18 protein-coding genes, 1 pseudogene and 1 riboswitch are annotated in these 20,843 nt (G+C 64.7%); of the genes and pseudogenes, 8 read left to right on the top strand and 11 right to left on the bottom strand.

Translation table 11 applies throughout. The features are described 5' to 3' along the window. Positions 1–631, top strand: a pseudogene (locus QQK95_RS30285) (hypothetical protein); the annotation flags it as partial. Positions 632–662: 31 nt separating this feature from the next. Here the strand turns inward: QQK95_RS30285 and QQK95_RS30290 are convergent. From QQK95_RS30290 to QQK95_RS30305, 4 genes are read right to left on the bottom strand one after another with little or no spacing between them, the layout of a single operon-like run. Further along, positions 663–962: a CcdB family protein gene (locus QQK95_RS30290; protein ID WP_284278108.1), complete on the bottom strand. Its 300-nt coding sequence runs from the start codon at positions 960–962 to the stop codon at positions 663–665. Further along, positions 962–1,204 (bottom strand): type II toxin-antitoxin system CcdA family antitoxin, encoded by a 243-nt coding sequence (locus QQK95_RS30295; protein WP_284278109.1) that lies wholly within the window; start codon positions 1,202–1,204, stop codon positions 962–964. Before QQK95_RS30295 ends, QQK95_RS30290 begins: the two co-directional genes overlap by 1 nt. Before the next feature lie 58 nt (positions 1,205–1,262). Beyond that, on the bottom strand, positions 1,263–3,083 hold the full coding sequence (locus tag QQK95_RS30300; protein ID WP_284278110.1) for an ABC-F family ATP-binding cassette domain-containing protein: 1,821 nt from the start codon (positions 3,081–3,083) through the stop codon (positions 1,263–1,265). A gap of 1 nt (position 3,084) precedes the next feature. Continuing rightward, positions 3,085–3,744: a thiamine diphosphokinase gene (locus tag QQK95_RS30305; protein WP_284278112.1), complete on the bottom strand. Its 660-nt coding sequence runs from the start codon at positions 3,742–3,744 to the stop codon at positions 3,085–3,087. An 88-nt stretch (positions 3,745–3,832) separates the two neighbouring features. Then, a riboswitch (TPP riboswitch) is annotated at positions 3,833–3,947 on the top strand. A 43-nt stretch (positions 3,948–3,990) separates the two neighbouring features. Between QQK95_RS30305 and thiB the strand changes: the two genes are divergently transcribed. From thiB to QQK95_RS30325, 4 genes are all read left to right on the top strand, one after another. Continuing rightward, on the top strand, positions 3,991–4,989 hold the full coding sequence (thiB, locus tag QQK95_RS30310; protein ID WP_284278113.1) for a thiamine ABC transporter substrate binding subunit: 999 nt from the start codon (positions 3,991–3,993) through the stop codon (positions 4,987–4,989). Positions 4,990–5,015: 26 nt separating this feature from the next. Next, positions 5,016–6,623, top strand: a complete 1,608-nt coding sequence (gene thiP, locus QQK95_RS30315) for a thiamine/thiamine pyrophosphate ABC transporter permease (RefSeq protein WP_284278114.1) — start codon at positions 5,016–5,018, stop codon at positions 6,621–6,623. A 7-nt stretch (positions 6,624–6,630) separates the two neighbouring features. Next, positions 6,631–7,392 (top strand): thiamine ABC transporter ATP-binding protein, encoded by a 762-nt coding sequence (gene thiQ / locus QQK95_RS30320; RefSeq protein ID WP_284278115.1) that lies wholly within the window; start codon positions 6,631–6,633, stop codon positions 7,390–7,392. Positions 7,393–7,651: 259 nt separating this feature from the next. After that, positions 7,652–9,121, top strand: coding sequence for a M48 family metalloprotease (locus QQK95_RS30325; RefSeq protein ID WP_284278116.1), 1,470 nt, complete (start codon positions 7,652–7,654; stop codon positions 9,119–9,121). Positions 9,122–9,139: 18 nt separating this feature from the next. On the opposite strand, the gene QQK95_RS30330 is transcribed toward QQK95_RS30325, so the two are convergent. Then, positions 9,140–10,003, bottom strand: a complete 864-nt coding sequence (locus QQK95_RS30330) for an RNA polymerase factor sigma-32 (RefSeq protein ID WP_284278117.1) — start codon at positions 10,001–10,003, stop codon at positions 9,140–9,142. A gap of 327 nt (positions 10,004–10,330) precedes the next feature. On the opposite strand from QQK95_RS30330, the gene QQK95_RS30335 reads away from it, so the two are divergent. The 3 genes from QQK95_RS30335 to QQK95_RS30345 all read left to right on the top strand — a co-directional run bounded on the left by QQK95_RS30335 (position 10,331) and on the right by QQK95_RS30345 (position 12,693). Next, a complete protein-coding gene (locus tag QQK95_RS30335; RefSeq protein WP_284278118.1) occupies positions 10,331–11,104 on the top strand; it encodes an amino acid ABC transporter substrate-binding protein in 774 nt (257 codons plus the stop codon). Between the two features lie 138 nt (positions 11,105–11,242). Then, positions 11,243–11,923, top strand: coding sequence for an amino acid ABC transporter permease (locus QQK95_RS30340; RefSeq protein WP_284278119.1), 681 nt, complete (start codon positions 11,243–11,245; stop codon positions 11,921–11,923). Continuing rightward, positions 11,920–12,693, top strand: coding sequence for an amino acid ABC transporter ATP-binding protein (locus QQK95_RS30345; protein WP_284278121.1), 774 nt, complete (start codon positions 11,920–11,922; stop codon positions 12,691–12,693). Before QQK95_RS30340 ends, QQK95_RS30345 begins: the two co-directional genes overlap by 4 nt. An 85-nt stretch (positions 12,694–12,778) precedes the next feature. Here QQK95_RS30345 and QQK95_RS30350 read toward each other — a convergent pair whose 3' ends face one another. The 6 genes from QQK95_RS30350 to QQK95_RS30375 form a co-directional block, all read right to left on the bottom strand. Next, positions 12,779–13,360: a CarD family transcriptional regulator gene (locus tag QQK95_RS30350; RefSeq protein WP_010911999.1), complete on the bottom strand. Its 582-nt coding sequence runs from the start codon at positions 13,358–13,360 to the stop codon at positions 12,779–12,781. Between the two features lie 369 nt (positions 13,361–13,729). Next, entirely contained in the window at positions 13,730–14,068 is a 339-nt protein-coding gene (gene fdxA / locus QQK95_RS30355; protein WP_008873823.1) for a ferredoxin FdxA, read from the bottom strand. 249 nt (positions 14,069–14,317) lie between these two features. After that, positions 14,318–14,704: an RNA-binding S4 domain-containing protein gene (locus QQK95_RS30360; RefSeq protein WP_202359277.1), complete on the bottom strand. Its 387-nt coding sequence runs from the start codon at positions 14,702–14,704 to the stop codon at positions 14,318–14,320. A 15-nt stretch (positions 14,705–14,719) separates the two neighbouring features. Beyond that, positions 14,720–18,091: a helicase-related protein gene (locus QQK95_RS30365; protein WP_284278125.1), complete on the bottom strand. Its 3,372-nt coding sequence runs from the start codon at positions 18,089–18,091 to the stop codon at positions 14,720–14,722. A gap of 712 nt (positions 18,092–18,803) precedes the next feature. Beyond that, positions 18,804–19,529 (bottom strand): acetoacetyl-CoA reductase, encoded by a 726-nt coding sequence (gene phbB, locus QQK95_RS30370; protein WP_284278126.1) that lies wholly within the window; start codon positions 19,527–19,529, stop codon positions 18,804–18,806. A gap of 124 nt (positions 19,530–19,653) precedes the next feature. Continuing rightward, positions 19,654–20,838: an acetyl-CoA C-acetyltransferase gene (locus tag QQK95_RS30375; RefSeq protein ID WP_284278127.1), complete on the bottom strand. Its 1,185-nt coding sequence runs from the start codon at positions 20,836–20,838 to the stop codon at positions 19,654–19,656. Positions 20,839–20,843 lie beyond the last annotated feature (5 nt).

The raw sequence follows: 20,843 nt of genomic DNA on the forward strand, positions 1-20,843 counted from the left end.
CGCCACGCCGCCGCCCGCTCCGGCGGGCGCCACGCCCGCGGCACCGGCGGCTGCCCCGGCGACGCAGACGTCGGTACCGGTCGGCCAGAAGGCGATCTTCTATGAGGAACGCACCAGCACCGCGCAGGGCTCGGCCGAGCCCGGCAGCATCGTCTGGTCGCTGGTGCAGGAATCGCCCGGCGGCGACCTGCCGCCCGAGCCGGCGATCCGCGCCGAGGCGACCATCCCAGGCAAGGATATCCAGTTGCGCATGACCATCCGCCGCAACACCGACCAGACGCTGCCGGCCAGCCATATCATCGAGATGATCTTCCTGACGCCCGACGGTTTCGAGGGTGGTGGTGTCGACAACATCCTGCGCGTGGCCATGAAAAGCTCGGAGCAGGACGCCGGCAGCCCGCTGATCGGCATTCCGGCCAAGATCGCCGACGGGTTCTTCCTCGTCGCGCTCAACGACACCAAGGCCGACGAGGACGCCAACATGACCTTGCTGCGCGGCCAGGACTGGATCGACGTGCCGGTCGTCTACAAGACCGGACGGCGGGCGCTGCTGACGATGGAAAAAGGCATCCCCGGCGAGAAGGTGTTCGACGAGGCGATCAAGGCTTGGCAGGCGAAGACGGCGGGCTGACGACGGGCGTTGCGCTCGGCTGTCGCCGTGTTCAGAAGCCCCGGAACAGCATGTCCAGCGCGGCGACGATGTCGTCATGGTGCCTGGAAAGGTTGCCTTCTGGGTTCTGCAATTCAGAGGCACTGAAGGCAGACAAAAACTGTGTGACCATTACATGATCTTTGCCGTTTATAGCGAAAGTCGGGTTCAGCCGCCGGCCGGGAACCGGCGCTATGTTGGGCGGCATCAAAGGAATGACGACCCTCGTGCTCAGCCCTTCAAGAAGGTCTGACTGCACATCCAGCAGATAACCATCGCCCTCACCATTCCGATAGAAGTCGTAACGCGCCATCAGAATGGCCGGTGTTTGGCCAATGGCAGTCCGTTGCGCCTGACATATTCATTGGAGCTTTCGATGGCTTCCTTGTTTTCTTCCTGCCATCGACGCGTTTTTTCCGCCGCTATGGCTTTCGCGATACCTGCCTCGGCAGCGCGGGAGATGTTGATGCCCAACGCCTTGGCGTCTTTGATCAATTGGGAGTCAATGGACGTGTTGACGGATGTCCTCAGAGGTTTTGGCGTCGATTCAAGCATAGAAATGCCCTTCTTTCATGCGCATAATATACGCGCATGAAAGACCGCATGCAATCGTTCACCCTTCCATCTCCTCGCGCAGCATCTCCAGTTCCAGCCACTCCTCCTCGAGCGCGGCCAGCGTTGCGCGCTCCTTGTCGAGGGCGGCGATGGTCTTCTGGAACGAGGCCGGATCGCGCTCGTAATAGGCCGGGTCGGCGATGTTGTTCTCCAGCCGCGAGATCGACGCGGTCACCGCCTCGATTTTCTTGGGGAGCGATTCCAGGGCGAATTTCTGCTTGAACGACAGTTTCTTCGCCGGGCCTTTCGGGGCCGCCGGCTCGCTCTTGCCTGGCGACTGGGCATCGGCGGCTTCGGCCTTGGCGCGCGCCTTGCGGTCGTCGAGCCTGGTGCCGCCGCGCTGCGCCAGCATGTCGGAATAGCCACCGGCATATTCGATCCAGCGCCCATCGCCATCCGGCGCGATCAGGCTGGTGACTGTGCGGTCGAGGAAATCGCGGTCGTGGCTGACCAGGATGACGGTGCCGGCGAAGCCGGCGACCAGTTCCTGCAGCAGTTCCAGCGTCTCCATGTCGAGATCGTTGGTCGGCTCATCGAGCACCAGGAGGTTCGCCGGCCGCGCCAGCACGCGCGCCAGGATCAGCCGCGCCCGCTCGCCGCCGGACAGTTCGCGCACCGGCGTGCGCGCTTGCTCCGGCTTGAACAGGAAATCCTTCATGTAGGAGACGACATGGCGCTGCTCGCCATTGATGACGAGGTTCTCGCCGCGCCCATCGGTAAGGTATTGCGCCAGCGTCTCCTGCGGGTCGACCGCCTCGCGCTTCTGGTCGAGCGTGGCGATTTCCAGATTGGTGCCGAGCCGCACCGAGCCGGCATCCGGTGCCAGTTCGCCGGTCAGCATCTTCAGAAGCGTCGTCTTGCCGGCGCCGTTCGGTCCGACGAGGCCGACGCGGTCACCGCGTTGGATGCGCGTCGAGAAGCCCTTGACCACGGTGAGGTCGCCAAAGCTCTTCTCGATGTTCTTGGCTTCGATCACCAGCTTGCCGGACTCGGCGGCGTCGCTCGCCACCATGGTCGCGGTGCCTTCGGCTCCCCTATGACCGCGAAAGCGCTGGCGCATGGTCTGCAACTCGCCCAACCGGCGCATGTTGCGCTTGCGCCGCGCCGTCACGCCATAGCGCAGCCAATGCTCCTCGCGCACGATCTGGCGGCCGAGCTTGTGCTGCTCGCGCTCTTCCTCTTCCAGCACCAGGTCGCGCCATTCCTCGAAATGGCCGAAACCCTTGTCCAGCCTGCGGGTCTGGCCACGGTCGAGCCAGACGGTCGCGCGCGACACGCGCTCGAGGAAGCGGCGGTCGTGCGAGATGACGATGAGCGCCGAGGAGGTGCGCACGAGCTCTTCCTCCAGCCATTCGATGACGGACAGGTCAAGATGGTTGGTCGGCTCATCAAGCAACAGAATGTCAGGCTCCGGCGCCATGACGCGGGCCAGGGCTGCCCGCCTGGCCTCGCCGCCCGAGAGATCGCCCGGCCGCTCCTCGCCCGTGAGACCAAGATGCTCCATCAGATAGGAGGCGCGGTAGGGATCGTCGGCTGGCCCGAGCCCTGCCTCGACATAGGCACGCACAGTGGCGAAACCGTCCATGTCGGGCATCTGCGGCAGATAGCGGACGGTTGCCGAAGGCTGGCGGAAGACCTCGCCATCCTGCGGCTCGATCAGGCCGGCGGCTATCTTGAGCAGCGTCGACTTGCCGGACCCGTTGCGGCCGACCAGCGCGATCTTGTCGCCGGCCGACGCGGTCAAGGCGGCGCCGTCGAGCAGCGGCGTGCCGCCGAAGGTCAGTTTTATCCCGTCGAGGTTGAGAAGGGGCGGGGCCATGTCAGCTTTCAGGTAGTGGATAAGGATGCGCGAGCAGCAGCGCGCGGCCGTGGCCGAGCGCGATCTCGAGGCGACCCCCGTTCTTGTCGAACTTGACCTCGTTGGAAATGGTCAATGACGAGCCGAAGGCCACCTCGACCTGGTTCAGCGGCCATTTGGCACCGGTGACGGTCAGGCCCGCAAGTTCGGAAAAGCCGAGGATCGAAAACAGCGTGCCGTCGGCATAGTCGAAACCGGCCGTTCCCAACGGCAGCGGGACACCTTCCTGGGCGCCGCTGGTCAGCAGCACCTCCGTCCCGGCCTCGGCCAGCCGCAGGGCGAGCGCCAGATGCAGGAAAGCGTGGTCGGCGCGCTTGCCGCCGAACGCGCCTGCCAGCACCAGGCGGGTCGCGCCGCGCTCGAGGGCCGCGGCGATCGCGAGTTCGCCGTCGGTCTTGTCCTTTTCCGCCGGGAAAGTCCGGCGGGGCACCGCGGCAAGGTCGGCGGGCAGATCGGCCGGCACGGAATCGAAATCGCCTACCCACAGTTCCGGCACAAGGCCCAGCAGCCGGGCGTGGCCGATGCCGGCGTCGGCGGCGATGACGCGCGAGCCTTCGACCTGACGGTCAAGCCGGGGCGTGCGGACGAGATCGCCGCCAAGCAGGATGGTGAATGTGCTCATATCCGGTGGCCTGTACCAGCCCGGCAGCGGAAACGGAAGGCCGGCAAACTGCCACTTGCGCCGTTCCTCGGCCCGGCCTATGTGTCGAAGCGCTCTAACGGGGTGCCGGACGCGATCTTCGCGGACCGGCTGAGAGGCAGTCTCGCCAACCCGCTGAACCTGATCCGGTTTGTACCGGCGGAGGGATTAGACGTTTCGGACAGTCCGACGCCTCAATTCCTTTCAATTCGAACGAAGGAGGCGCCGATGCGCACGCTTTTATACGCTCTTGTCTCGACCATGGTCGTGGCACTGTCCGGGCCGGCCTTGGCCAAGGACAAGCTCACTGTCTACACCTATGAGAGCTTCACCGCCGACTGGGGTCCGGGCCCGGTGGTGAAGAAGGAATTCGAAGCCGAATGCGGCTGCGATGTCGAGTTCGTCTCGGTCGCCGATGGCGTCGCCCTGCTCAACCGCGTCAAGCTCGAAGGCGCGTCGACCAAGGCCGATATCGTGCTCGGCCTCGACACCAATCTTACCGCCGATGCCAAGGCCAGCGGGTTGTTCGCCCCGCATGGCGCGGTCTCCGATGTCAACGTGCCCGGTGGCTGGAGCGACGACACTTTTGTTCCCTTCGACTACGGCTACTTCGCCGTCGTCTACGACACTGAAAAGCTGAAGAGCCCGCCCAAGAGCCTGAAGGAACTGGTCGAAGGCAGTGCCAACGACAAGATCGTCATCCAGGATCCACGCACCTCGACGCCGGGTCTCGGCCTGCTGTTGTGGGTGAAGTCGGTCTATGGCGACAAGGCGCCGGAAGCCTGGGCCAAGCTCAAGGCCAAGGTGCTGACCGTGACGCCGGGCTGGAGCGAGGCCTATGGCCTGTTCACCAAGGGCGAGGCGCCGATGGTGCTGTCCTATACGACCTCGCCGGCCTACCACATGGTCGCCGAGAACACGCAGCGCTACCAGGCCGCTTCCTTCGAGGAGGGCGAGTATCTGCAGATCGAGGTCGCCGGCATCACCACGACCGGCGCCAAGAATCCGCTGGCGGCAAAGTTCATCGCCTTCATGACCGGGCCGAAATTCCAGGACGCGATCCCCGAGACCAACTGGATGTTCCCGGCAGGGAAGACCGACAAGCCGCTCAATCCGGCCTTCGACAAACTGGTCAAGCCGACCAAGACCCTGCTGTTCAGCCCCGAAGAGGTCGCGGCAAACCGCAAGGCCTGGGTGGATGAATGGCTGGCGGTGATGAGCAAATAGGCAGGGTGGTGACGCCGGCGCAAACCATGGATTCACGCGTTAGCGCCGGCATCATTGCGCTCGCCGCGATCACGTTGCTGATCGGCGGCGCGTTTGCGGGTCTGCTTGTCGAAGGCGCCCATGATTTCTCCGGCGCCTGGGGGGCCTTTGATCCCTACCTGCTGCGCGTCGTGCGCTTCACACTCTGGCAGGCCATCCTCTCGACCCTGCTTTCTGTTGTGCCGGCGCTGTTCGTGGCACGTGCCCTGTCGCGGCATCCACGTTTTTTCGGCCGCGCTTTCATCCTGCAGCTGTTCGCGGTGCCGCTGGCGCTGCCGGCGATCGTCGCGGCGCTCGGCATATTGGCGCTCTATGGTCGCGCCGGTTATTTCGCCGGGCTGTTCAGCGCCGTCGGCGGCCAGGATTGGCCAGGCATCTATGGCCTGTCCGGCATTCTCGTCGCCCATGTCTTCTTCAACCTGCCACTGGCGACGCGGCTATTCCTCGAGGCGCTGCAGACCATTCCCGCCGACCAGTGGCGGCTGGCAAGCCAGCTCGGCATGGCGGCGCGGCCGGCTTTCCGGCTGATCGAATGGCCGACGCTACGCGCCGCTCTGCCCGGCGTTGCCGGGCTGGTCTTCATGCTCTGCATCACCTCCTTCACAATCGTCTTGACGCTTGGCGGCGGCCCGGCGGCGACAACGCTGGAGGTCGGGATCTACCAGGCACTGCGCTTCGATTTCGATCCGGCGCGGGCGGTCGCGCTGACGTTGCTGCAGATCGGCTTGACCTTCATCGTGGTGCTGGCGCTGACCCGGCTTGGTGCCAATGTCGTCGGCGACACCAACCTGCCGGTCGCGCCGCGCCGCTATCTCTCCGTCAACGGGACCGAAACCACACTGAACGCCGCGCTCATCGTGCTGGCGCTGCTGTTCGTTGTCGGACCGATGGCGGCCACGGTGCTCGCCGGGTTGGGCGCCGATCTCGGCCGGCTCGCCGGCGAGGCCACTGTCCGGCAGGCGACGCTGACCAGTGCTGTGCTCGCGTTCCTGTCGGCGCTGCTTTCGGTGATGCTGTCGCTGGCGCTGACCATGGCGCGACGGGCACTCGCGCTGAACCGCCGCGCCGGTCCGAGAACACTGCTCGAACATGCCACGGATACCGGCGCCGGTTTTGTGCTGGTCGTGCCGCCGATCGTGATCGGCGCCGGCTGGTTCCTGCTGCTGCGCCATGCCGGCGATGTCTTCGCCATCGCCCCGGTCATGGTCGTCACCGTCAATTCCGTCATGGCGATGCCTTTCGCGCTGCGCGCCATCCGTCCCGCTTATGACGCGGCGAGCGAGCGCCACGAACGGCTCTGCGCGCAGCTTGGCATTTCCGGCTGGGCGAGGCTGCGGCTGGTCGACTGGCCGTCATTGCGGCGCCCGCTCGCTACAGCCTTCGCCTTCGCCATGGCGCTGTCGCTCGGCGATCTCGGCGTCATCGCATTGTTCGGCAGTGATTCCGTGCAGACCTTGCCCTACCTTCTCCTGGCGCGCATGGGCAGCTACCGCACGCAGGACGCCGCCGGCCTGGCGCTGTTGCTCGGCCTCGTCTGCCTCGCCCTGGTGCTGGCGGCGGACTGGCTGGGAAGACACAAGGTCCGAAATGTCTGAATGGGCGATGAGAGGGAAGGGCGTTCCGGTGCGGCTGGAAAAGGTCTCGTTCAGCTATGGCGAGGCGCCGCTCACCTTCGATGTCGCCTTCGCGGCGGCGGAAATCACCGCCATCATGGGGCCGAGCGGTTCGGGCAAGTCGACGCTGCTCAACCTTGTCGCCGGCTTCGAGACACCGCAGTCGGGCCGCGTGCTGATCGGCGGGGCCGATGTCGGCGCCGATCCTCCGTCCGCGCGGCCGGTGTCGATGGTGTTTCAGGAAAACAACCTTTTTGGCCATCTCTCCGTCGAGCAGAATGTCGGTCTCGGCCGCTCAGCGTCGCTGCGGCTGACCGAAGCCGATCGAATCGCCATCGCCGAGGCGTTGGAACGCACAGGGCTCAGCGGCAAGGAAAGACGCTTGCCGCGCGAGCTCTCCGGCGGCGAACGGCAGCGTGTCGCGTTGGCGCGCGTGCTGGTGCGCGATCGCCCGGTGCTGCTGCTCGACGAGCCCTTCGCTTCGCTCGGGCCCGCCTTGCGCGATGATATGCTCGACCTGGTTGCCGGTGTGCATGCGGAGCGCGGCATGACGGTGCTGTTCGTCACGCACCAGCCGGAGGATGCCCGCCGTATCGGCCAGAATCTGGTGTTTCTGAACAATGGCACCGTGGCGGCCACCGGCAGCGCGGACGATTTCTTCGCCGGGGCTGGTCCCGAAGCTTTCCGGCGCTATATCGGTGCAAGTGCCGGCAATGCCGTATCACGAGATATTGCCCGGAAGCGGACATAATTTACGGTCAAACCGGCATCAGGCAACGGGGCGCTTGCTTGCCATGGCAGAAGTAGTGTGGCTAGGTCCGCCCTATTGGTCCGGCACAAGCCGTGATTTGCCTACGGTACCCGTCACACGCCCCGAGGGACGTGTGACGGGTACCGTAGAAATTTGTTTTTTGCGCATGACAGGTTCCGGAGATCGCCCCCGATCTTCGTGGTCATGCGCCGGGACCTGAAAGGAAGCCGTCCTGGCGATCGGCGTCGACAAGCTACGAATGAATCCGCTGGCGCGCTTTCTGGCGCTGGCCGGCTTTGCCGTGGCGCTCGCAAGCTGCCAGATGTTCACGCCTCCGGAGGTCCAGGAATCCGGTTTCCAGCCCTCCGACAGGCCGATCACGGTCGACAATGTCGGCGCCAACAACAAGCTCGCCGAACTCGCCAAGGCGCAGCATCCGCGCATCCTGGCGACCTATGGCGGCGAATATTCCGATCCCAAGCTCGAGCGCATGGTCGCCAAGGTGGTCGGCAATCTGACCGTCGTGTCGGCGAATCCTACCCAGACCTACCGCATCACCATCCTCAATTCGCCCAACGTCAACGCATTCGCGCTGCCGGGTGGCTATCTCTACATCACGCGCGGCCTGCTGGCGCTGGCCAATGATTCGTCCGAGCTCGCCGCCGTCATTGCGCATGAGATGGGCCACGTCACCGCCAACCATGGTCTGCAGCGCCAGCAGCTGGAGGCCGAGGAAGGCTTGGCGACCAAGGTGGTTTCGGACGTGCTCGGCGACAGCCCGACCGCCAAGGCGGCTTTGATCCGCGGCAAGCTTCGGCTGGCGCAGTTCTCGCGCAATCAGGAGCTCGAGGCCGACGCCATCGGCATCAAGTCGATCGGCGAAGCCGGCTACGATCCTTATGCCGCCGGCCGCTTCCTGCAGTCGATGTCGGCCTATACCGATTTCCGTTCGATCAGCGGCGCCACCGACGCCAGTCTCGACTTCCTGGCGACGCACCCCAACACGCCGCAGCGCATCGATCTGGCGCAGCGTCATGCCCGCCAGTTCGGCGCGCCCGGCGTCGGCACGCGCGACCGCGATTCCTTCCTCGCCGGTGTAGACGGCCTGCTCTATGGCGACACGCCGGAGGAAGGCTATGTGCGCGGCGAGACGTTCCTGCATCCGGGCCTCGGCGTGTCGTTCACGGTGCCGGACGGCTTCATCATCGACAATTCGGCGGCGGCGGTGACGGCGACCGGGCCGGGCGACATAGCGATCCGCTTCGACGGCGTTTCGATCGACAAGAACCGCGCCCTGACCGACTACATCAGAAGCGGCTGGGTGGCTGGTCTCGACGATAGCAGCGTCAAGCAGGAAACCATCAACGGCAACGAGGCGGCGACCGCGCATGCCGGCGCCGAAGGCTGGCAGTTCGACATTGCGGTAATCCGTGCCGGCGGCCAGGTCTACCGGCTGCTGACCGCCGCGCCCTCGGCCAGCACCTCGCTGGAAACAGTGGCGCGCTCGGTCAGCGGGTCGTTCCGCATCCTGAGTGCTGCTGAAAAGGCGGCCCTGAAGCCGCTGCATATCCGGGTGCTCACCGTGCAGCCGGGCCAGACCATGGGCTCGCTCGCCGCGCAGATGGTCGGCGTCGATCGTAAGCTCGACCTGTTCCGGGTGCTCAACGCGCTGTCGCCGGGTGCCGCGGTTTCGGCCGGCGACAAGGTCAAGATCGTCACCGACAAATAAGACTCGGTTTGCGCGAATTCAGGCGGCTGTCGCCAGAAATTCCGGGTTCTGCTTCACCAGCGCCAACTTCAGCTTTTCCATGGCGCGGGCCTCGATCTGGCGGACACGTTCCTTGGAAATGCCGAGCGTCTCGCCGAGCGCCTCGAGCGTGGCGCCCTCGTCGTTCAGCCGGCGTTCCTCGATGATCCTGAGTTCGCGGGCGTTCAGCGCATGAAGCGCCTCCCGCAGCCAAAGCGAACGGCGCGCGATATCGATCTTGTCGCCGACAATCTCGTCGGGCAGCGGATCGTCTGAAACCAGGAAGTCCATCCGCTCGGTCGCCCCCGCATCGTCGGCCAGCGGCATGTTGAGCGAGGAGTCGGGCGCCGACAGCCGTGAATCCATCATCGCCACGTCGGCCTCGGAGACGCCAAGCGCCACCGACACTTCGCGGTAGAGGGTCGCGTTGGAAAGCGGCTCCGCGCCATTCGCCAGCCGGGCGCGCAGGCGGCGCAGGTTGAAGAACAGGGCTTTTTGCGCAGAGCTGGTGCCGCCGCGCACGATCGACCAGTTGCGCAGGATGTAGTCCTGCATCGAGGCGCGGATCCACCACGTCGCATAGGTCGAAAACCGCACTTCGCGTTCGGGCTCGAAGCGGGCGGCGGCCTCGAGCAGGCCGACATGGCCTTCCTGGATCAGGTCGCCGAGCGGCAGGCCGTAATGGCGGAATTTCGAGGCCATGGAAATGACCAGCCGCATATGGGCGACGGTGATGCTGTGCAGGGCGTTCTGGTCGTTGTCCTCCTTCCAGAGCAAGGCCAGCCGATGCTCCTCGTCGCGTTCGAGATAGGGAGCCTTCATTGCCGCACGGACCATGATCCGTCCTGCCGTGTCTTCCATCATGAGGCGCTCCCTGGCTGAGCCGATATAACCGACGTTACGAACTTTGGCAGGGCACCGGTTGAAATCGCGGCGTCGCGCCCTAGAACAGCCAAAACTGCCACGCGCGAGAAAGGTTCCGCTGGCGCGGGCGGGCGGGGGATGCTGTCCGGGCGATTTCGACGTGGTTGCCGGGCGCGTTCAGACCCTGCAAGGACGCGCATTTAGAGAATTTGGTTTCAGAATTTCTTCGTTTTTGAAATCTGGTTCCTTATTCTTTCGACCCGCATCTGTCATTTTCCAGCCCTCACAACAGGCCAGATATCAGGCCAAGGACGGGATCACAAAAATATGAAATGGCTCAAGTCGCTTATCGTCGCCGGAACGCTGCAGGCCCTGGCGGTCACCGCTGGTCACGCCGGCGCCAATCTCGATCAGATCAAGCAGGCCGGCGTCATTAAGGTCGGCACGGAAGGCACCTACGCGCCCTTCACCTACCATGACGCGTCCGGCGCGCTGGTCGGCTTCGACGTCGAGATCGCCAAGGCGATCGCCGACAAGCTCGGCGTCAAGGTCGAGTTCCTCGAGGGCAAGTGGGACGGGCTGATCGCCGGCCTCGACGTCAAGCGCTACGACGCCGTCATCAACGAGGTCGGCATCACCGACGCGCGCAAGGCCAAGTATGATTTCTCCGATCCCTACATCGCCTCCAAGGCGGTGCTGATCGTGCGCGGCGACAACACCGACATCAAGACCTTCGCCGATCTCAAGGGCAAGAAGTCGGCGCAGTCGCTGACCTCGAACTTCGGCAAGCTGGCCGAGGCGAACGGCGCCGAACTGGTCGGCACCGACGGCTTCGACCAGTCGATCCAGCTGCTTTTGACCGGCCGCGCCGACGCCACCATCAATGACAGCCTGTCCTTCCTCGACTTCAAGAAGCACAAGCCCGACGCCAATGTGAAGATCGCCGCGCAAGAGGAAAACGCCGACTATTCCGGCGTCATCGTGCGCAAGGGCGATCCGGAACTGGTTGCCGCCATCAACAAGGCGCTGGCCGACATCAAGGCCGACGGCACCTACAAGAAGATCGCCGACACCTATTTCGGCCAGGACGTTTCGAAGTAACTTTGACTGGGGGCAAGTTGTCGCCCCTGCGATGCATCCAGCGGCGGGCCGTCTTTGACGGCTCGCCGCTTTTGTCGTGATATGGCTGGCGCATTCGCGTTTCGATGAAGCCATCTCGACCATTCTGGAGGGTCTTTCGTGCCGCACTGGCTGCAACTGATGCTGGAGTCGCTGCCTTCGCTGCTCTGGGCCGCCCTGATCTTTACCGTGCCGTTGACGCTGTTGTCCTTCGTGCTGGGCCTGACCGTTGGCCTGGGCGCAGCACTCGGCCGGCTGTTCGGACCGAAGCCGCTGGTCATGCTCGTGCGCTTCTATGTCTGGATCTTCCGCGGCACGCCGTTGCTGGTGCAGCTGTTCCTGATCTTCTACGGCCTGCCGTCCGTCGGCATCCTGCTTGACGCTTTTACCGCTGCGCTGATCGGCTTCACGCTGAACATCGGCGCCTACACGTCGGAAATCATCCGCGCGGCCATCGGCTCGGTGCCCAAGGGCCAGTGGGAAGCCGCCTATTCGATCGGCATGACCTGGGGCCAGGCGATGCGGCGCACCATCCTGCCGCAGGCCGGCCGGGTCGCGGTGCCGCCGCTCTCCAACACCTTCATCTCGCTGGTCAAGGACACCTCGCTGGCCGCCGCCATCACCGTGCCGGAAATGTTCCAGGCGGCGCAGCGCATCGTCGCCACCACCTATGAGCCGCTGATCCTCTATGTCGAGGCGGCGATCCTCTACCTGGCGATGAGTTCGGTGCTGTCGGCCCTGCAGACGCGGCTGGAGGAGCGGCTCAACCGCTATGGCGGCTTCCTGGAGGCACGCTCATGATCGGCCTCACCAATATCGAAAAGCGCTTCGGCGACAATCTCGTGCTCGAGGGCGTGACGGTCGCGATCGCCGAAGGCAGTGTCACGGCCCTTGTCGGTCCTTCGGGCGGGGGAAAAAGCACGCTCCTGCGCTGCATCAACCTCCTGGAGATTCCGACCTCCGGCACGGTGCGCATCGGCGACGAGACGCTGGCGTTTCGCCCGGGCATCAAGGTGCCGGCCGCAGACATCAGGCGGCTGCGCCTGCAGACCGGCATGGTGTTCCAGAACTTCCAGCTGTTCCCGCATCGCACCGCCATCGAGAACGTGATGGAAGGGCTGGTGACCGTGCTGAAATGGTCGCCTGAAAGGGCCCGCGAGCGGGCGCTCGCCCTGCTGGAAAAGGTCGGGATGGTGCACAAGGCCGATGCCTGGCCGGCGACGCTGTCAGGCGGCCAGCAGCAGCGCGTGGCGATCGCCCGGGCGCTCGCGCCGTCGCCGAAGGTGCTGCTGTGCGACGAGCCGACTTCGGCGCTCGATCCGGAACTGGCACAAGAGGTGGTCGACGTGCTCGGCAAGCTCGCCAGCGAAGGCACGACCATGGTGATGGCGACGCATGATCTGCGGCTTGCCTCCAAGATCGCCCAGGAAGCGGTGTTCCTCGATGCCGGCGTCATCGTCGAGCAGGGGCCGTCGGCCAGTTTGTTCGGCAATCCCGAGCGCGAACGGACCAAGCGCTTCATCGCGACGCTGAAGCAGGAAGCGGAGAAGGAAGGCGGCGGTCAGGCATGAACGCGACATCCGCGGCCGATCTCCCCAAAAAACAAAAAACCCGGCGCGAGGCCGGGTTTTTCGTGGAACTTAAAGGCTCAAGCGCTCAGGCAGCTTCTTCCTGCTCGGCTTCCTCATTGTCGGCCTTGGCGCCGCGCTTAGGGCCCTTGTTGAGGTTGACCTCGATCAGGCGCACGGCTTCGGTTTCCGACATGCGGTTGACGGCCGCGATCTCGCGGGCCATGCGGTCGAGTGCCGCCTCGTAAAGCTGGCGCTCGGAATAGGACTGCTCCGGCTGGTTGTCGGCGCGGTAGAGGTCGCGCACGACTTCCGAGATCGAGATCAGGTCGCCGGAATTGATCTTGGCATCATATTCCTGGGCGCGGCGCGACCACATGGTGCGCTTGACGCGGGCGCGGCCCTGCACGACCTTCAACGCGCGCTCGACATAATCCTCTTCCGACAGCTTGCGCATGCCGATGGAGGTCGCCTTGGCGACCGGCACCTTCAGGCGCATCTTGTCCTTCTGGAAGTCGATGACGAACAGTTCCAGCTTATGGCCGGCCACTTCCTGCTCGTCGATCGACACGATCTGGCCGACGCCATGCGCCGGATAGACGATGTATTCGCCGGTCTTGAAACCGTGACGCGCACCAGTGGACTTCTTCTGCGGGGTGATCGTTGCCATTACGCCCTGAACTCCTTGTTGTGGGCCGGCGGCGGTGCCGGCTGAACTCGTGCGACCGGGGAAACCGATCGTTAGCCGCACAACAGATGAACCCACCGGAAAGGTCGGGACCGGCAAACCGCACGAACTGCGACCGCCTGACCCAGATCGCTCTGGTCCGGAATGGGATTTTCACCTTTCAGTGATTTGGGGCGTCTGCGCCATAAATCGACGTTGTGTCACCGGCATGTTTCGCTGATGTAGCACAAAAAGTCGGAAGAATCAAGGTTTTGCTGCGTAAGCGAAGGCCACAACCAATCGCCGCCTGTCAAGGCGGTTAATCCGATGTGCCTGTTACGCTGCGTCATACAAGCCTTTACGGCCGTATTGTCAATCACCTTCGCCGGGCTCGGCGGAGAAGTATTTCTCGAACTTGCCGGCCTCGCCGTCGAAGGTCTTGGCGTCTGCCGGTGGCTCCTTCTTGGCGGTGATGTTGGGCCATTTCTCGGCATATTCGGTGTTGATCTGCAGCCATTTGTCGAGGCCGGGCTCGGTGTCGGGCTTGATCGCGTCGGCCGGGCATTCAGGTTCGCAGACGCCGCAGTCGATGCACTCGTCGGGATGGATGACGAGCATGTTCTCGCCTTCATAGAAACAGTCGACCGGACAGACCTCGATGCAGTCCATATATTTGCATTTGATGCAATTGTCGGTCACGACATAGGTCATCGGTCGGCTCCGGGACGTCCCAGCTTAATGGGCCAGTTTTCTTGGGCTTTTTCCGTGAGGTAACGCCTTTGTCCCTCGCTTGCAAGGGTTGCCATGCGCGGCCGCTTCGGCGTTGGCGGAATGGAATTCCAGGCGGCAGGCGCGACGAGGGCGGCTGATGTCCCGGGGAGCGTCTTGTTTGCCGGGTTCTGTTCTGTCCTGCGCCCGCCATTGCCCTGGGATCGTGCCCCGCGACCTGGCCGGCAAACCTCAATCTTCGCCAAGCAAGCGGTCGGTCTGGCGGCGTTCTCTTTTGGTCGGGCGGCCGCTGCCGGCCTCGCGCAGCGCCGGAATGGCGTCGGGAAGCGCCTCGCCCTTCGGGGTGGGCGGCGGCGACATGTCCTCATAGAGGGTGCGGGCTTCCTCCGCCGGGCCGCGCCGGACACCCGCGCCAAGCACCTTCCAGACGAAGATGCGCCGGTCGAGCGTAATGGTCAGCACGTCGCCCGGCTTGACCAGATCGGAGGCCTGCGCTGCTTTGTCGCGATTGATGCGCACGCGCCCGGCGACGACGAGCTTCGCCGCCAGCGAGCGCGATTTTACCGCGCGCGAGAAGAACAGCCATTTGTCGATGCGCTGGCGGCCTTCGGCAACCATCGAACCGAATCCGGCCTACTTCTTCAGCTGGTCGCGCAAGGCGGCGAGCTTGGCGAAGGGCGAATCCGGATCGAAGCGCACCGGACGTTCCTCGCGCGGCTTCGATTGGAAGGCGGGCTTTGCGCCGCCCTTGCCGCGATCGGGACCACCCTTGGCCTCGGGCCGGCCACCCTTCCAGTCGGGCCGGCCTTCGCGGCGCTCGGGACGCTCGCCCTGCGGGCGGCCGTCACGGCGCTGTTCGCCTTCGCCCTGCGGCTTGGGCTTGAACTTCGAACGGTCGAACCGCGGCTTGCCGGCGCCCTCGCGCCGCCCCTCATGGGCGGGACGTTCTCCGGGCGCGGCCGAGGTCGGTGCGCCGCCGGCATCGGCGGGCGCATTGTTTCGGCCGCGCGCTTGCCCGTTGCGCTGGCGGTTGTTGCGGCCTTCGTGATGACGGGGGCGCTGTTCGAAACGGCCCTGGCGCCACAGCAGGATCGGCTTGGGCGCTTCGGCTTCGGCGGCGGGCTCGCCGGCCGCCGCTTCGGCCTCCATGGCAGGCTCGTCCGAAACCGCTTCCGTCGCCGGCGCAGCTTCCGAAACTGGCTCCGCTGGCGTGGCTTCGACCGCTTCGGCTTCGGCAGCAGTTTCCGCTGCCGCTTCGACAACAGCCTCCGCAGCAGGTTCTTCCACCGCTTCGGCTGGAGCTTCCGGTTGCGCTTCCGCGATCGGCTCTGCTGTCGTTTCCGCTATGACCTCGGCAGGAGTTTCGAGCGCGGCCTCAGCAGCCGGCTCCGAACCCTCGACCGCTGCCTCCGCGGCCGCATCTGCAGCGGCGGCTTCGGCTGCCTTGGCCTGCTCGGCGCGCGCGGCTTCTTCCGCCGCAAGCTTGGCCGCGGCGGCTTCACTCGCGGCGGTGTCCTGCGCCTCCAGCCGTGCCTTGACCTCCGCCGCCGGCTTCGGCTCGGCGCGGTAGCCCAGACCCTTGAGGATCTCTTCCATGTCGTCGGCGGTGGCGCCGAGGATCGACATCATCGGCGGGGTCACCATGAAGGAATGGCCGTCATAGGCGCCGTCCGGACGCTGGCCAAGGCCGGGCTTCCAATTGGTCGCCGGACGGATGAGGTCCGCCAGCCGTTCCAGAATGTCGATGCGCACGGCGCGGCGACCGAGATTGCGGTAGCCGGCAAGCTTGTAAAAGGCCTTGTCGAAGGCCGGATCGATGACCACGGAGGTGCGGCCCGACGCCAGTGCATGGACGACGTCGCCGAAACCCGGCTTGTCCTTGCCGTCGTTCCCCAGCGCCCACAGCAAGGTCACCAGTCCGGCGGGGGCCGGCTTGATCAGTGCCGGCACGAAGACATGGTAGGCACCGAAGCGCACACCGAGTCGGCGCAGGGCGGCGCGGCCCTCCTGGTCGAGCGACTTCATCTCCTCTGCGATATCGCGGCGGTTGATGAGGCCGAAATTCTCGACCAGCTGGAAGGCGATGCCGCGGCCGATGCCGGAAATCTGCTCGGCGTTCTTCAAATCGACCAGCGGCTTCAGCAGCGTTTCGATCTGGAAATTGACGAAGCGTTCGGCGCGCGCGGCGACTTTGTCGCGCGCCGGGCCGGTCAGCTGTTCGTCGGCCAGAAGCACTAGGCGCGGCTTCAGCGCGTCTTCGCCGGAAACCAGCGTGCCGATCGGCGCACCGATCCAGCGCAATGTGCCGTCCGAGCCAAGCGCCAGGTCGCCATTGGCGCAGGCGCCGAAGCGTTCGGCGCGCGCCTCGAATTCGGCGGCCAGCGCCTTTTGCGCGGCCGTGCGCACGGCCTTGGCGTCTTCGCCGCCGGCGGTCTGGTCGGCGGTGAAGCGGAACCCTTGCAACTCGCCGACATGGTGGCCTTCGACAAGGACGGTTCCGGTAGGACTAATTTCGGCTTCAGGCATGGTATTTTCTCTAAGGCGCCGCATGAGGACGGAAGTCCTGCGGTCTACGAAGCGTTTCGTCAACCGCTCATGCAGCGCATCGGACAATCTGTCTTCGATTTCGCGCGTCTTTTCCTGCCAGTGTGCCTGATCGGCCAGCCAGCCGGGCCGGTTCGACACGAATGTCCAGGTGCGGATCTGGGCAATACGGTGCGACAGCGTGTCGATATCGCCCTCTGTGGTGTCGGCGCGGCGCACCTGCTCGGCCATGTAGTTCTCGTCGACATGGCCGTGACGGGCGAGGTCCATGTAGATGGAGGCGATCAGGTCGGCGTGCTGGGCAGGCGCGATCTTCCTGTAGTCGGGCAGCGCGCAGGCTTCCCACAGCAGCGCCACGCGCCTGGCATCGGTGGCGAGCGCGCGGATGTCCTCGTCGCGGGAGAGATATTCGAGCGCCTGTGCGTCGACGGCTGGCAATGCGCGCGTCAGGCCCTCGACCGGGGCGTTGGTCTCGATCGAGCGCTTGAGCGCATCGAGGCTGGCGAAATCGAAATGCGCGGTGCGCCACTGCAGCACCTTCACCGGATCGAAGTCGTGGCCCTCGATCTTCTTGACGAGGTCTTCGTCGAGCGGGTCGACCTGGCCGGTGACGCCGAAGGTGCCGTCGCGCAGATGCCGGCCGGCGCGGCCGGCGATCTGGCCAAGCTCGGCCGCCGTCAGGTTGCGGTACTGGTAGCCGTCGAATTTGCGGTTCTGGGCGAAGGCGACATGGTCGAGATCGAGGTTGAGACCCATGCCGATGGCGTCGGTGGCGACGAGATAGTCGACATCGCCCGACTGGAACAGAGCCACCTGGGCGTTGCGGGTACGCGGCGAGAGCGCGCCGAGCACGACGGCGGCACCGCCCTGCTGGCGGCGGATCAGCTCGGCGATGGCGTAGACCTCGTCGGCGGAGAAGGCCACGATCGCGGTGCGGCGCGGCAAGCGGGTCAGTTTCTTCGAACCGGCATAGGCCAGATGCGACAGCCGCGGCCGCGTCACCACCGAGACGCCCTTCAGCAGGCGCTGCAGGATGCCGTGCATAGTAGCGGCGCCCAGCAGCAGCGTTTCCTGGCGGCCGCGCAGATGCAGGATGCGGTCGGTGAAGATGTGGCCGCGCTCGAGGTCGCCGGCGAGCTGCACCTCGTCGATGGCGACGAAGGCGGCGTCCGTCTCGCGCGGCATGGCTTCGACGGTGCAGACCGAATATTTGGCGCCGGGTGGCTGGATCTTCTCCTCGCCAGTGATCAGCGCCACCTTGTGGGCGCCGACCTTTTCGCAGACGCGCGTATAGACTTCCCGGGCCAGCAGCCTGAGCGGCAGGCCGATGACGCCGGTTTCGTGCGCCACCATGCGCTCGATGGCGAGGTGGGTCTTGCCGGTGTTGGTCGGCCCAAGCACGGCGGTCACGTCGCGGCCCGACAGGATCAGCGGCTCAGTGTGTTTCGGCTGGATGTTCATCGACCTGGAAATAAGGCTTTCTGGCCTCTGGTTGTCGGGAGCGTGCCTCAACTGGCGCGTATGACAGCCGACACATAGGGATTTCGGGCGCGAAGCGAAAGCGGAATGTTCCACCGGCGGCTCGAAGGCAACTCTGTCTGGCGCTAAATTGGCTGCTGCTTAACTGATGGAACGAGTCTGGAACGAATCAGCGACGAATCGGCGACTCGCTCAGATTCAGCTTTTGTTCACGGCTACATATGGATTTTGTGACCGTGAGTCTCACCACATGCTGAATCGTCGAACTGGCCCGTTTTATGCTGGGTGAGCCTTGTCCTTAACTTTTGCCGGCAAATGAAAGAGGCAGCTCGACGGCTATCGCTCAAGATTATGAAATTGTTAATCTTTCTGATTTTTCCGTTAAGGCGCTGCAGGTGAATCCAGGCTATTAACGTTAACTTCCGCTCAAAGCCGGAACGAATCGGCGACAAATCAGCGCCGACGGTGTTTTCCCGTTTTGTTCCCTCAATATCTTGTGTTGTGAACAGCTTATCCACCGAGGATTCACAGGCTTGCCCACAGGGTTCGCACAGGCGGCGGCGCCGCCGTTAACCTTTGCGTGCCGGATTGGGGCATTGCGCCGCGGCGGGGCGTCCTGGGCTCCAGGCCTCAACTGAAAACGGACCGGTTTCCCGGTCCGTTCGTCGCGGGATATGAGCCGCCGTCAGACGTCTCAGACGAAGTACTGGCCGCCATTGGCCGTGATGGTCGAGCCGGTGATGAAGCCGGCATCGTCGGAAGCGAGGAAGACGACGCAGCGCGCGATCTCTTCCGGCTCGCCGAGGCGGCCGACCGGGATCTGCGGCAGGATGCGCTCGTTGAGCACCTTCTCGTCGATGGCCTTGACCATCTCGGTGGCGATGTAGCCGGGGCAGATGACGTTGACGGTGATGCCCGCGCGAGCCCCCTCTTGAGCGAGCGCCTTCGAGAAGCCGATGTCGCCGGCCTTGGCGGCGGAATAATTGACCTGGCCGGCCTGGCCCTTCTGGCCGTTGATCGAGGAGATGGTGATGACGCGGCCGAACTTGCGGTCACGCATGCCGTTCCACAGCGGATGCGTCATGTTGAAGACCCCGGACAGATTGGTGTCGATGACCTCTTTCCACTGGTCACGGGTGATCTTGTGGAACATAGCATCGCGGGTGATGCCGGCATTGTTGACCAGCACCGAGACCGGGCCGAGGTCTGCCTCGACCTGTCTGATGCCGGCGGCGCAAGCGTCATAGTCGGCGACCGACCATTTGTAGACCGGAATGCCGGTCTCGGCCTTGAACTTCGCCGCCGCCTCGTCGTTGCCGGCGTAGTTCGCGGCAACCGAATAGCCGGCGGTCTTCAAAGCGATCGAGATCGCCGCGCCGATGCCGCGCGATCCGCCCGTGACGATTGCAACCTTGGTCATGTGTCCTCCCTTTGGTCGGAAGAGCGAGTAGGGAGTAGCCAATAGTGAGTAGGGATTTGATCTCCCGCCACGCTGAAGCCATTCTTCCCTATTCGCTACTCCCTATTCACTATTCACTTCTTTTTCAGAGCGCTTCCACGCACATGGCGACGCCCATGCCGCCGCCGATGCACAGCGTGGCGAGGCCCTTCTTGGCGCCGCGACGGCGCATCTCGAAGACCAGCGTGTTGAAGACACGGGCGCCCGAGGCGCCGATCGGATGGCCGATGGCGATGGCGCCGCCATTGACGTTGACGATCGAGGGATCCCAGCCCATGCCCTTGTTGACGGCGCAGGCCTGCGCGGCGAAAGCCTCGTTGGCCTCGACAAGATCGAGATCGCCGACCGACCAGCCGGCCCTTTCCAGCGCTCGCTTCGAGGCCGGGATCGGGCCGGTGCCCATGATCGCCGGGTCGACGCCGGCGGTTGCCCAGGACGCGATGCGCGCCAGCGGGGTGATGCCACGCCTTGCGGCCTCCGCTTCGCTCATCAGCAGTGCGCCGGCCGCACCGTCGTTGATGCCGGAGGCGTTGGCGGCGGTCACAGTGCCGTCCTTGTCGAAGGCCGGCTTCAGCTTGGTCATGGCGTCGAGCGTGGCGCCATGACGGATGTATTCGTCCTGGTCGACGACCGTGTCGCCCTTCTTGCCCTTGATGGTGAAGGCGACGATTTCGTCCTTGAACTTGCCGGCCTTCTGCGCGGCCTCGGCCTTGTTCTGCGAGGCCAGCGCGAACTGGTCCTGGTCGTCACGGGTGATCTGGAACTGGCGGGCGACGTTTTCGGCGGTGTTGCCCATGTGGTAGCCGTTGAAGGCGTCCCACAGGCCGTCCTTGATCATGGTGTCGATCATCTTGTAGTCGCCCATCCTGACGCCGGCGCGCAGGTGCTCGGCGTGTGGCGACAGCGACATCGATTCCTGTCCCCCGGCAATGATCACCTTGGCGTCGCCGGTGGCGATCTGCTGCATGCCGAGCGCGATGGCGCGCAGGCCCGAGCCGCAAACCTGGTTGAGGCCCCAGGCGGTGGTCTCCTTGGGCAGGCCGGCGATGATCGAGGCCTGGCGGGCCGGGTTCTGTCCCTGGGCCGCGGTCAGCACCTGGCCGAGGATGACCTCGTCGACCTCGGCTGCCTCGACACCCGTGCGCGACAAGAGTTCCCTGATGACGACAGCACCGAGCTCATGCGCCGGCGTGGCCGCGAAGGCGCCGTTGAAGGAGCCGACGGCCGTGCGCGCGGCACTGGCGACAACGATGGAATTGGCAGAGGACATTTTCT

Source organism: Mesorhizobium huakuii (genome assembly GCF_030160235.1).
Lineage (GTDB): Bacteria > Pseudomonadota > Alphaproteobacteria > Rhizobiales > Rhizobiaceae > Mesorhizobium > Mesorhizobium huakuii.